9 protein-coding genes are annotated in these 12,274 nt (G+C 38.3%); 1 reads left to right on the forward strand and 8 read right to left on the reverse strand.

The genetic code is table 11. The features are described 5' to 3' along the window. Positions 1–21: 21 nt before the first annotated feature. The 7 genes from ACFSR8_RS14960 to ACFSR8_RS14990 all read right to left on the reverse strand — a co-directional run bounded on the left by ACFSR8_RS14960 (position 22) and on the right by ACFSR8_RS14990 (position 9,665). Positions 22–2,532, reverse strand: a complete 2,511-nt coding sequence (locus ACFSR8_RS14960; RefSeq protein WP_380293468.1) for an ATP-binding protein — start codon at positions 2,530–2,532, stop codon at positions 22–24. Between the two features lie 47 nt (positions 2,533–2,579). Further along, on the reverse strand, positions 2,580–3,614 hold the full coding sequence (locus ACFSR8_RS14965) for a sensor histidine kinase (RefSeq protein WP_380293470.1): 1,035 nt from the start codon (positions 3,612–3,614) through the stop codon (positions 2,580–2,582). Then, positions 3,615–4,754, reverse strand: a complete 1,140-nt coding sequence (locus ACFSR8_RS14970; RefSeq protein WP_380293472.1) for an FIST signal transduction protein — start codon at positions 4,752–4,754, stop codon at positions 3,615–3,617. A gap of 92 nt (positions 4,755–4,846) precedes the next feature. After that, a complete protein-coding gene (locus ACFSR8_RS14975; RefSeq protein ID WP_380293474.1) occupies positions 4,847–5,983 on the reverse strand; it encodes an FIST signal transduction protein in 1,137 nt (378 codons plus the stop codon). A gap of 361 nt (positions 5,984–6,344) precedes the next feature. Next, positions 6,345–7,226 carry an ester cyclase gene (locus ACFSR8_RS14980; RefSeq protein WP_380293476.1) on the reverse strand — a complete coding sequence of 294 codons (882 nt, stop codon included), beginning with the start codon at positions 7,224–7,226 and terminating at the stop codon, positions 6,345–6,347. A 96-nt stretch (positions 7,227–7,322) separates the two neighbouring features. Continuing rightward, positions 7,323–8,048 carry a hypothetical protein gene (locus tag ACFSR8_RS14985; protein ID WP_380293478.1) on the reverse strand — a complete coding sequence of 242 codons (726 nt, stop codon included), beginning with the start codon at positions 8,046–8,048 and terminating at the stop codon, positions 7,323–7,325. Positions 8,049–8,243: 195 nt separating this feature from the next. Beyond that, complete coding sequence (locus tag ACFSR8_RS14990; RefSeq protein ID WP_380293480.1) at positions 8,244–9,665, reverse strand: amidohydrolase family protein; 1,422 nt, start codon at positions 9,663–9,665, stop codon at positions 8,244–8,246. Positions 9,666–9,824: 159 nt separating this feature from the next. On the opposite strand from ACFSR8_RS14990, the gene ACFSR8_RS14995 reads away from it, so the two are divergent. Next, a complete protein-coding gene (locus ACFSR8_RS14995) occupies positions 9,825–10,841 on the forward strand; it encodes a T9SS type A sorting domain-containing protein (protein WP_380293483.1) in 1,017 nt (338 codons plus the stop codon). A 61-nt stretch (positions 10,842–10,902) separates the two neighbouring features. Here the strand turns inward: ACFSR8_RS14995 and lysA are convergent, their stop codons facing one another. Then, entirely contained in the window at positions 10,903–12,138 is a 1,236-nt protein-coding gene (gene lysA, locus ACFSR8_RS15000) for a diaminopimelate decarboxylase (protein ID WP_380293485.1), read from the reverse strand. Positions 12,139–12,274 lie beyond the last annotated feature (136 nt).

Genomic DNA, 12,274 nt, shown 5'->3' on the forward strand with positions numbered 1-12,274 from the left:
TTTTCTTATTGATTGAATCGTTCATGCTGAAACAACTTTTTTTGGTCTATGCCGATGATCAGCAGGTAACAGAATTATAAATTCAGTGCCTTCATTTTCAATGGTATTTACTTTTAATTCTCCGCCATGGGCTTTTACAATATCGTAACTTAAACTTAAGCCCAATCCTGTGCCTTGCCCGGTAGGTTTGGTGGTGAAAAATGGTTGAAAAATTTTATCCAAAACACTTTTTGGAATGCCATTGCCATTGTCTTTAACAGAAATAGAAATATTGTTACCTGCTTTTTTGGTGGTGATGGTAACGGTGGGCTCGTAGACCGTGGGGTGCTCTTTCTTTTTTTCGGTAACCGCACTTCGGCTCCGCTCAGTACAGGCATAAAAGGCATTGGTGATTAAATTTAAAATAACGCGTCCCATATCCTGGGGAATGACGTCAATCTTTCCTATGGATTCATCAAAATTTGTTTGCATGGTAGCATTAAACGATTTGTCTTTAGCACGTAAACCATGATAGGCCAATCGTAAATATTCATCTGCCAGTTTATTAATATCAGTGGGCTCTTTTGTTGTTCCGCTACTTCGGCTATGCTGTAACATACCTTTTACTATGCCATCGGCACGTTTACCATGATGGTTTATTTTTTCGAGGTTCAATCGCAGATCAGAAGCAATAGCCTTTACTTCATCATAATCTTCCTTTTGAATTTCTTCGTTCATTTCATCAATCAATTCATTGCTCACTTCAGAAAAATTGTTGACGAAGTTTAGCGGATTCTGAATTTCGTGAGCAATGCCAGCCGTAAGTTCTCCTAAAGAAGCCATTTTTTCAGATTGGATGAGTTGGGATTGGGTAGCCTCCAGTTGTTTGAGTGTATTCTGAATTTCTTCTTTTTGCGCTTGCAAGAGCTTATTGGCTTTTTGTTTGCTTTTATTGTTGCGATACAATAATAGCGCTAGGAGTAAAGCGGAAAGTAATCCTCCTGTTATACTAAAAAGCCATAATCGTTGGACACGGTTTCTCTGAACGGATTGCTCTTTTTCCTTTTCAATAGCGTCAATTCTATTTTGGCTTTTTTCTATTATGGAGAGTACTTTGGCATCAGCCAGTCTATTTGCCGCATCCAGTTTGTCATTGGCATCCCGTAAATCATGATGTATTTTCATATAACGATAGGCATTGCCTTGATCCCCCATTTTATTGTAGATTTCAGCAATCAATAAGGTGATTTCATGCTTTACCCTTATCCTGTGTCGGTTGTTCGCATTTTCAATTTTAAAACTTAAAAGTGCATTTTTCAATGCTTCAGGATAATTTTCTAGGTTGTAATAACATCTGGCCAAAAACATATATGCGAATGGCATCGACTGAAACCTGTTATGTTCCAGATAGGTGTCAAGGGAACTTTGAATGATTGGAACCGCCTCAGCATATTGTTCCTGATCCATAAGAATTTGTGCCTCCAAAGACTTTTGTCTGGCCTTTAAGTATATGAGTCTTTGCTTATCCGTTGTTTCCAGTGCCAGTTTCATATACTCCCTGGCTTTGGAATAATTCTTTATATAGAAATAGGGAAAAACAGCGCTGTTATAGTCATTAATTAGCGCCTCTTTGTCATTTTTATGTTCCCGTATAGCTATGCTTTTTTCATGCATTTCAACTGATTTATCGAACATTTCCAGATGTGCATACGCAAAAGCAATCCTGTTATACGAATGTGCCAACATCATGGTATCCTTACTTTGCTCAAATATCTCGATGGCTTGTGAGTAATATTCAATGGCAAGTGCATGTCTGCCGCTCAAGCGATATCCGAATGCCATCGTGCTGGTAATCAGTCCTATGGTGTTGGCGTCTTTATTTTTGGCAATAAACTCAACTAATTCTGCTTCAATACGGCTGACTTCTTCTTGTCTGCCCAAGTCATTTAAATAAGTCATTTTACGCGACATAAACAAAAAAACAAGGTACGGTTGATTGAGCTCCTCGGAGAGTTTTATCCCTTTTTGGCTTGTTTGTAATGCTTCCTCAAAGTTATTTTGCCTTGCATGAAAATACATAATCCAGGAAAGTATAGTGGCTTGTATTTCTTTGGCTTCTAGCGTTTCAAAGTAGGTATATGCCTCAGAGAATTGATTTAACCAGTTTTCTGAGGCGCCCTCAAAATTATATGGCGCATTGGGTAGCTCTAAATAGTACTTCTCCAGATTTTTTTCTGGTTGTAATGATAACCATTCGGCCTGTTTCTGGTAATAGTCAGCCATCGCACCATATCCACAAAACAAGGACAATGTCTCGCAATACATAACCCTGCCCCCTTCAAAGTCAATATCTTTAGAGAGTTCATGGGCTTCACGGGTCGCTTTCAAACCGTCCATAAAATTCATTTCATAAAAGGATGCCCTGGCATATTCATTAAGTAGCCATACTTTTTCCTCGTCTGCTTTATTATGGTTGTTGATGCGCTGTTTTATGCTATCTATTTTGGTTTGGGCAACAGTTACCGTTTCTTGCGTCTGACCAAAGGAAAACATGCTACAAAATATTGTTATATAGACAAAGGTTACATACTGTTTCATAACTAAATGGGTAATATTAAAATGAATTCCGTTCCAATGTTTTCTGTTGAATCTACTGTGATTTCTCCGCCATGTGCTTTCAAAATATCATAACTTAGACTTAGGCCCAGTCCGGTGCCTTGTCCTGTAGGTTTGGTGGTAAAGAAGGGCTGAAAAATTTTGCCCAAAATGCTTTTTGGGATTCCATTACCATTATCTTTTACCGAAATGGAAATACTACTGTCTGTTTTTTTTGTGGTGACCGTAACCGTCGGATCGTAATCTGATGGCTGTTGTTTCTTTTTTGCAGTAACAGCATAAAAGGCATTGGTAATTAAATTTAATAAAACTCTTCCAATATCCTGAGGTATGATGTCTATGTTTCCTATGGATTCATCAAAATGCGTTTGAATGTTGGCATTAAACGATTTGTCCTTAGCACGTAACCCATGATAGGCCAATCGTAAATATTCATCGGCAAGGGTGTTCAAATGAGTAGATTCCTTTACACCACTACTGGTCCGGCTGTGTTGTAACATGCCTTTTACAATACCATCGGCTCGTTTGCCGTGATGATTGATTTTTTCGAGGTTTTGAATGACGTCATTGGCAAGTTCATTTACTTCTTCAAGGTCGCCATTTTTTAGTTCTTCCAACATTTCTTCAAGAAGTTCCTTACTGACTTCCGAAAAATTATTCACGAAATTCAAAGGGTTCTGAATCTCGTGGGCGATGCCCGCGGTCAATTCACCCAAACTTGCCATTTTCTCGGATTGGATGAGTTGGGATTGGGTGGCTTTTAAATTTTCAAGGGATTGCTTTAAGGTGTTATTCGCTTTTTCAATATCTTTCCGCTTCTGTTCCAGCTCTTCAATGGTTTCTTCCAATAAAATGCCAGTGGTGCGTTTTACCTTCTCCGTTCTTTCCAGTTTGAATTCTGAAATCGTTAAATCGGAATCCACTTTCTTGACCAATTTTAGGAGCGTAGCCTTTTCATCGGCAGTTAAATTTTCATTTTGCTGAATAAAATCGTGTATGGTTTGAAGCTGTGGGTTCATTTATTTTTCTTTTAAGGCAATACAGCAGGTGGTTAGGTTATGCATTTCTAAATTTCCGCCAGTTGCTCTTCCTAGTTCTGCATTTGAGAACATGCCGGCCATGGGCACATTCCATACATTTTTTATGCCTTCCAGTTCTTGGGGCATTAAAGGTCCGAGCGATAATATTCTTCCTGCGCAACTGAAAACAATGAGCGCTTCTGCTTCGGGCATTTTGGTTTCCTTTAGTTTTTCAACGCCTTTGATTACTTTTTCTATCACATCAAAATCGGGAGGTAAGGAAAAGCGGATTTTTGAGCCCTGAGGGACAGAGCCGCTGGTGTAAAAAGAACGATCTGACCAATCTACCACCAAACCGGGGCGCATTACGGGGTCGCCATTTTCACGCTGTAATTGCAGGGGGAAATTGGAGGCGATTTCAGTTAATAAATTGACATTGTCCGGATTTACATTTTCCAGTCCGCCAAATTTTGCGGTGATGTCCAATACAGGAATATTGTCTATGGTAAAAACATGGTTGCCCTTACTTTTAGTGACCGTCTTTTCGGTACCTACGGCCTTCCATCCACAAGTAGAAATACCCTGAATTTCTACCTTTTCTTCATCAATAGCAATGCAGACCATACCATGATCGCTTTCTTTTCCATTTGTAAAAACAAAGGTTTGCGTAAAGGAATAATCGTCGCCTGCTGCGCCACCGAAAGCGTTTACATCTTTTCCGGCAATATCTTCGATTCCATGCAGAATTTCTTCGCCGTCCGCTGCGGCATCGCTCAATCCTACTAAGAAGGCTGGATTTTTGAATGTTTCCTTGGCTTTCTTCGCAATGGTCGTGGCAACTTCGTGATAGTTTTTATTCTGATATTCTTCAAAGTGAATTTGAAAAAAATCTGGGTTGAGGTCTAAAAGCAATAATGCCGCTGAGAATTTTTCGGGTTTTTCATCTATAAATTCGCCGTTGGTTGTACAACCATAAATAGCAATGCCTTCTGCATCGAGTAACTCACTGATAGCCGTTCTGTCCTGGCTCTTGGATATAAATGCAATGGCCAGTGTGGGTTTAAAACCATCTGCTATAGCATTTTCTAAGGCAGATTTAATTTCGCCAGTTGATTTTCCTTTTATCGATTTTGCTTTCATGGGTTTATATTATTTTATTAAATCGGTAACAATTGTTCGTTAGTACTTGTTTTCTCAGTTGATAACGTTTTTAACATGCTCGATTCATGATTTTATTTTTCTTTTAATGCCACCCAACTTACTGTAGTGCTGTGAAAATCACAGGGGCCGTCATCAAGTTTTCCAAATTCACCCATACAGAAAAAGCCTATCATTGGTTTGTTCCAAATTGATGCCAGTCCTTCTATTTCTTGAGAAACCATGAGGCCTAATGTTTCTAACCTGCCCACACAGGAAAAAACAATCAATGCATCAGCGTCAGGCATATTTTTTTCTTTTTCCTTCCTTGTACTTTCAACAACCGTATCAATTACATCAAAATCAGGAGGCAGTGAAAAACGAAAGTGTTGGCCATGTTTAACTTGCCCGCCAACCATTACAGAATCATCTTCTGTGTTCCAGAGTAATACGGGTTTCATCATAGGAGTTCTCGATGCTCTTTGAAATTGCAAAGGAAACGTTGAATCCAAACGAACCAAACCTTCAGCTGGTTTATTTAATGATATGTCACTGCCCAAAAATTTTCGGATAACATTCATGGCGGGTTCATTGTCGATGGTATGTACCCATGAACCTCCAGACTTAGTGATTTCCTTTTCTATTCCGACTGGCTTCCAGCCTGAAACAGCGAGACCATTTATAGTAATTTTATCCTGGTCAATTATTAGCGCCAGAAGACCGCTTACGGTGGATGCATTATTTGTAAATACAATACCTGTAAAACTATTTGGATCGCCAGCTGTACCACCCATGATAGTAGCATTATTACCAGCTGCATCTGTTAGTCCTTTGATAATATCTTCACCGGGCACTAAATAATCTGCAGGAGAGATAATAAAGCCTGGATTTTTAAAAGCCTGAATTCCAGTTTCACCAGTTTGTTGGGCAGATTCGTATGGAGACATTTTTTGATAATCTTTCAATACAATTTTAAAACAATCTGTTTTAATGTCTAATAAAAGCACAATAATATCATCTGGTTCAATGCCTTGTTCTGTAAATTTTTGGCTTGAGCTTGCTCCAAAAATGGCAATACCTTCTTTATCCAATAGTTCATCCAAGGCTTCTGCATGTTCAATATTTGTTATGAAAACAAAAGCGAGTGTTGGCTTAAAACCATCTGCCATACTATCTCTTAAAACCGTTTTTATGGCTTCGGTTGATTTTCCTTTAATTGATTTTGCTTTCATGATTTGTTTTTATGCAATGATTGGTGGTTTTATTGTGATTCACTTACTTCAATCAACGTTTTCTACTTTGAACTTGCCACTATAAGGATAATAAAAACGAAGAATTTAAAGTTGCTTTTCTTTTGGTTTCGTTGTTCGAGTTTAAAGTAGATTACTCTATGCAATCTTAAAGTTGGTAATGTTGGGGGCAACTTGTAAGGGTTGTGGTTATAAACCAATACCCTTTATTTGATAACCAATTGGACGTCAATATGTATAAATTGTTACAATTCTGACAATTATTGCCCTTGGAAGTGTTTTAAAAGAGCTATAATGTCATTGCTTGTTTAAGTATAACAATAACTTCCTATGGTGTTTAAATTTATTTCGCCATTACATCCGCAATACCCTTAGTATCGGCATACTGTTGAAAGGAAATGATTTTACCATCTTTAAGTGTCCATAAATGTGCCATTTGCAAATTCATTTTAGCACCATTCTTTTTGTATTTGGCCTCATATCGTCCTGTAGCTAGCACCTTATAGTTGGTCATTTCGTGAAACTCCAAATCTGATAATTTCCAATAGTCCCAGTCTGACATAATTCTTGAGAATACGCCATCTAAAACGGCCTTAAAGCCTTTATAGGGGTTGCCATCGGCTAATGGGAAATTTTCGGCTTCGTTCCAAACCAGGTTTTCATCCATAACGGCACCAACGGCTTCAATATTTCCGTTGGCAAAATCGTTGTACAATTGTCTAACCGTATTGACATTATTTGGATTTAAAAAAGGATCAATGCCCATTTGGCTCATAAACACCATATTGTCCATAAAATCTTGTTCCTGAGCTATTTTTCCATCTTTCATTTTGGCAATAGTCACACCTGTTAAATCTACAGGTTTTCCCGAGGCAGGCATGCCGAAAAACTCCCCGGTATGCTTTCCTTTAAAGCGCCAATGTTTTACGAGTTGATCACCATGGCCAAAAATGTTTTCAACCGTAAATTCCCTTTCAGAAAACCCAGTGATAAAATTGGAATAGTAGGCTTTAAAATCTTCAATACCAACTACGTTTTCGGGACTGTAAACCATGGTGATATTGGTATCAAAATTGGTGTCGTTAATCAAATCAAGATTGCCATCATTGACAATTCCATCCCAAACGTTGTTGTACGTGGTAATGTTCTTTTTCACTTGTGCGTCTTCGCAAGACAGAGCACAAAAAAGTAATAGGCAAAGCAATAGTTTTAAGGAAGTTTTCATAATTAATGGATTAGTGGTTGGAATTTTTTGAAAAGAAATAGTTATGCATAAAAGTCCATCAAACCTGACGGACTTTTATGCATACAATCTTCAAATCTAATTAGATAGTTCTTTTTTAAGCATGTAGATGAAAGACCAGTCTTTGGATACTGCCTTTCTGAACTTTTCCCTCAAGGCATCGGTTTTTTCCTTGCCATGTTCTTTTTCATAAACTTTCCAGACACTGTCAACTTTTACATCCAATTCGGCAAAATTCTTAAACGGGATACTGATAAAATAATCTGCTACATAAGGTGCGCCGCCCATCAACGAATACCAATAGCCTCTTCCATCACCTTCTGCTTTCTTTATGGCCGAGGATATTGCTTTAACGCACTCCATAAAACTGGAATAGTTCTTCGTTTTTACATTATACACCCAGACCAACCCCGTATCAGGAGAAAATGGCGCTGTTCTGCTCACATCCGGCATAGAACGAGCTATATTGAAATGAAAACTTTTAACGTGGGGCATAATTTCATCAAGGACTACCTTTTGACAGGCATTTCCGGATGGGTCGTCATCTTTGTCCATTTCGGCCCAATTGGCCATTCTGCCAGTAAATGTGTACACATTGCCCTCGCCTTGCAGGCGTTTCCACGTATTCCATTTTTCCTCGCCATCATTTTCCAAATAACAGGCTTTATAGGATTTTAAGCCCTCTATAAATTGGGCATCGTGGCCAGGTTTAACGGTAACCTCGGAGAGGGTTAGAAGGAACGATTCGTTTTGCGAAATAACAAATAGGGGCAAGCATAGTAAAAGAAATACTAGTTTTTTCATTTTAGTTGGTTTAAATTAATATAGAAGCTGTTGGATCGATTCCAACATAATTTTTAATATTAATTTAGGGCTATGCTATTCTAAATCAACTGCCTAATGGGGAGAAAACGTACTATCGCAATAGAATTTACTTTCTAAAGATAGGTTTTTTTGAATGAAATATAAGAAGTATGTAAAATATTTTTTCGGATAGGGCTAATTCAAACCAACTTTGCCATGGACCGATTCAAATAGCTTTTTGGAGTCGAAACCGATGCCATCCTTAAACACAATTTCCATATTTCGGATGTTTTTAATGTTGGTTCTTAAATCCCCATCAATGAGAATCAGATCTGCAGTTTTACCAACTTCCACGGTGCCGATGTCGTTTTGTTGTTCCAAATATGTAGCACCGTTTAGTGTGCATATTTTTATGACGTCTACTAATGGGAATCCTGCCTCGGACAAAATTTCAATGGTACGCCTATTGCCGTATCCCGCCACGGTTCTTCCAGCCCCTGTGGGATCGGTTCCTGCCACCAATTTGCCACCTTTGTCGTAAAACCGTTTCAGCCAATAGAGGTTTTTATTAAATCGAACCAGATATAAGGAATCTTTGCCGGACGCACCATCATATATTTCTTTTACATCCTTTAAAACCTCTGGAGTTACCGCTTTTTCGCCTCCCCCGGGAATCAACTCCCTATCCGTCCAAGGCTCAAAAACATTGGGAGTGGTAGTAATCGTTGTTCCATTTTTAATTAAAATATCAATAAGCCGATTGATTTTTTCACCATCGACGGGCTCCTCAGTTATCGAATTTCTAGCTGAAAACGGATCACAAATATTTTCTTCTTTATCATCCACAAAATCGGAAGCCGCCATAAATCCATGTTCCAAATTGTCAATCCCCAAATTGGAAGCTTCTTCGTAAGTGACCGAACATAAATGCCCGGTAACTTTCATGCCTCTTTTGTGGGCTTCTTCAATACAAACTTTCATGTCCTCTTTTGTAATATTATTGTACAATTTGAAAGACGTTACGCCTCGGTTTGCCCAAAAGTTGACAATTTCATAAACCTCTTTGGTATCCTTTATATAGCCTAATTCCGAAATTGGCAGGCCTTCACGTTCAATAAAAGGACTGGTAACGTCCATTTTTGGCCCTGTCATTTTGCCTTCGGTAATCCATTGTTTCACATTCAGGTCCGATTGTGGTTGGATGCTTCCGGCGGTGCGCATTGTTGTAACCCCGCCGGCTAAATATAATCGTGGAAATGAAAACGTCATTTGGCCCACACTGAACCAATTTTCAAAAAATTTAGTGTAAAACAGGTGCTCATGCAGCATCACCAATCCAGGGATTACAGTTTTATTGGTACCGTCTATAATTAATGCATTTTCGGGTATTTCAATGGTATTTCCCTTTCCGATGGCGACAATTTTGCCCATTTTTAGGATAATGGTCTGTCCATCCAAAATACGAGTTCCTTTGCCATCAATCAGCGTAACATTTTTGATGGCAACCACAGTTGTGTCTATTGTTATAAATCTTTTTACTTCGTCTGTAAACTCCTGAGCTGTGATTTGTTGGATGGCTAATAAGCTTAGGAATATAATAATGCATCTTTTTAACATGTGAGTGGTTTTTTTAGAATGTTTTAAATTAGGTAAACTGCATGCTAACAACAAATTTTTCAATTAAAAAACTCATTTCAGCCATTTATTTAGCGTTTCATATAGAAATGTTATAAAAAGAGAACTAGAATTATATTTTTGTTTCAAAATCTATCTGATATGAAAACACATCTACTCTTGCCATTATTTTTAGGAACTTTTTTTAGTTTTTCTCAAGGAACTGATATAGAACAATTTCAAAGTGCTACGGCTTCCATGTATGCCGTAGTTGACTCTACCCCCGCCTTAGATCAGAGTACGGCAGGGGCGGACGTTACATGGTCCTTTAATACATTGACTAAAACTGGGGATTCATCAGATGCCCATGCTACTCCTACCGCTGGAGAAATGACTACTTACCCGGGAACAACATTGGTATCGACCACCACTGTTCTCGGAGGGTCTGTGAATAAAATCTATTTAAAAGATAGCGCGGGTGAGGCATCATTTACTGGTTTGCTGGCGGAAGGATTGGAGTTAAATTATAACTCGGACAACGGATTGATAGGGACCTTTCCACTAAGTTACACCGATACTAATGGAACAGATGCTGTTGCAGGAAGTTTTAACCTAAGTGGCTCTACACCAGCTTCTGGTACTTTTACTGGTACAATTACAGCTGAGGTAGATGCTTATGGGACATTGAACCTTAATGATGTTGGTGCTGGCGCGTATAGTGGACAAGTAACTCGATTGAAAATTGTGCAAAGCCTTTCCTTAATGGCTGTTACCCCATTACCTATAACAGCTACGGCAACACAAACGTCCTATTTTTACTATGATGCCAATAATACAGATTTGGTGTTTAGGACTGCTAGGATTGAGGTGCCATTATTAAGTGTGGACGAAACGGTGATGGAGAGTTTGTTGTCCAGCACGCTTAGTGCTGAAAGTTCGGTAAGAAACTTAAGTACCATGCGGATTTTTCCTAATCCAGTTAAAGAAACATTAAATTTTGACTTGTCTTCAACCGTTACGATAAAAGCTATTATTGTTTCTGATGTTACTGGTAGAAAAGTTTTGAGTATGAACACCACCGGAAGTTCTTTGAACGTAAACGGACTTACCGCCGGAATTTACATAGCCACTTTAGAAACTTCCAAAGGAGCAGTTTCAAGGAAGTTTGTAAAAGAATAAACACATTTTGTATTTGCAAGAACTAAAAAAAGCGTTTCGATATCGAAACGCTTTTTTTGGTTTATACTGAACTTGCTTTTTCTTTTTTTACCGAAAAATCAACTTCAATTTGATTTTTGATAATGTCATCAAACGTTTCACGCTTTCTAACCAGATGGGCCTTGTTGTTGTACCAAAGCACTTCTGCAGGTCTGTACCTAGAATTGTAATTGCTGGCCATTGAAAAACAATAGGCTCCTGCATTTTTAAATCGCAAAATATCCCCTTCGTTAATTTCAGTGATACGACGGTTGTTACCAAAGGTATCCGTTTCGCAGATATAACCCACAACCGAGTAAAATCGCTCTCTTCCGTTAGGGTTGGAAATATTGTCAATATCGTGATGTGACCCATAAAACATAGGGCGTACCAAATGGTTGAATCCTGAATCCACTTGTGCAAAAACCGTAGAAGTTGTTTGCTTTACAGCATTTACCTTGGTTAAAAAATGCCCGGCTTCACTCACGAGAAATTTTCCGGGTTCAAAGGCCAAGGTCAAATCCTTACCATAGTCTTTGCAGAAGCTATTAAACTTTGCTGATAGTTTTTTTCCAAGTTCCTCAATGTTAGTTTCAATGTCTCCAGTTTTGTAAGGTACCTTAAAACCAGAACCGAAATCGATAAATTCCAAATCCTTAAACTGTTTAGCAGTTTCAAACAGAATTTCACTGGCATATAAGAATACATCAATATCTAAAATATCGCTTCCCGTATGCATGTGGATGCCGTTAATACGCATTTTGGTGTTTTCAACAATACGTAACAAATGCGGAATTTGATGGATGGAAATACCGAATTTTGAATCAATATGCCCCACCGAAATATTACTGTTTCCACCAGCCATCACATGCGGATTGATACGGATACAAACTGGGGTATTTGGGTGTTTGGACCCAAACTGCTCCAGAATTGAAAGGTTGTCAATATTTATTTGAACGCCCAACTTTGCCGCCTTTTCAATTTCATCAATAGACACACCATTTGGAGTAAAAATAATCTGTTCTGCGGAAAAACCTGCCGCCAGTCCCAATTGCACTTCCTGAATAGAAACAGTGTCGATACCCGCTCCAAGTGTTTTGAACAATTTAAGAACGGATATATTGGACAATGCCTTGACAGCATAGTTGATTTTTAGTTGCTTAACAGATTTAAAAGCACCTGTCAATCTTTTGTATTGTGCTTCGATTTTATGAGCATCATACACATATAACGGACTCCCGAATTCTTTTGCAATCTTAACTAATTGGCTGTTTTCCATTTTGGTTTTTTTAATTTGCCGACAAAGATATTTTTTTAGGTCGAAAAAAAAACAAATACTCAAAAATTATACAAATTAAACATTATGTTAATTATTTAACGAATAGACAATTGAGTTCTTAATATTTGAATGAATA

Origin of the sequence: Hyunsoonleella rubra, from assembly GCF_042684665.1 — a bacterium.
GTDB lineage: Bacteria > Bacteroidota > Bacteroidia > Flavobacteriales > Flavobacteriaceae > Jejuia > Jejuia rubra.

Bases quoted from the DNA above. Each gene is read 5' to 3' on its own strand.
- ACFSR8_RS14990 (WP_380293480.1), bottom strand. From the start codon at position 9,665: ATGTTAAAAAGATGCATTATTATATTCCTAAGCTTATTAGCCATCCAA.
- ACFSR8_RS14995 (WP_380293483.1), top strand. From the start codon at position 9,825: ATGAAAACACATCTACTCTTGCCATTATTTTTAGGAACTTTTTTTAGT.
- ACFSR8_RS14960 (WP_380293468.1), bottom strand. From the start codon at position 2,532: ATGTTTTCCTTTGGTCAGACGCAAGAAACGGTAACTGTTGCCCAAACC.
- ACFSR8_RS14975 (WP_380293474.1), bottom strand. From the start codon at position 5,983: ATGAAAGCAAAATCAATTAAAGGAAAATCAACCGAAGCCATAAAAACG.
- ACFSR8_RS14985 (WP_380293478.1), bottom strand. From the start codon at position 8,048: ATGAAAAAACTAGTATTTCTTTTACTATGCTTGCCCCTATTTGTTATT.
- ACFSR8_RS14980 (WP_380293476.1), bottom strand. From the start codon at position 7,226: ATGAAAACTTCCTTAAAACTATTGCTTTGCCTATTACTTTTTTGTGCT.
- lysA (WP_380293485.1), bottom strand. From the start codon at position 12,138: ATGGAAAACAGCCAATTAGTTAAGATTGCAAAAGAATTCGGGAGTCCG.
- ACFSR8_RS14965 (WP_380293470.1), bottom strand. From the start codon at position 3,614: ATGAACCCACAGCTTCAAACCATACACGATTTTATTCAGCAAAATGAA.
- ACFSR8_RS14970 (WP_380293472.1), bottom strand. From the start codon at position 4,754: ATGAAAGCAAAATCGATAAAAGGAAAATCAACTGGCGAAATTAAATCT.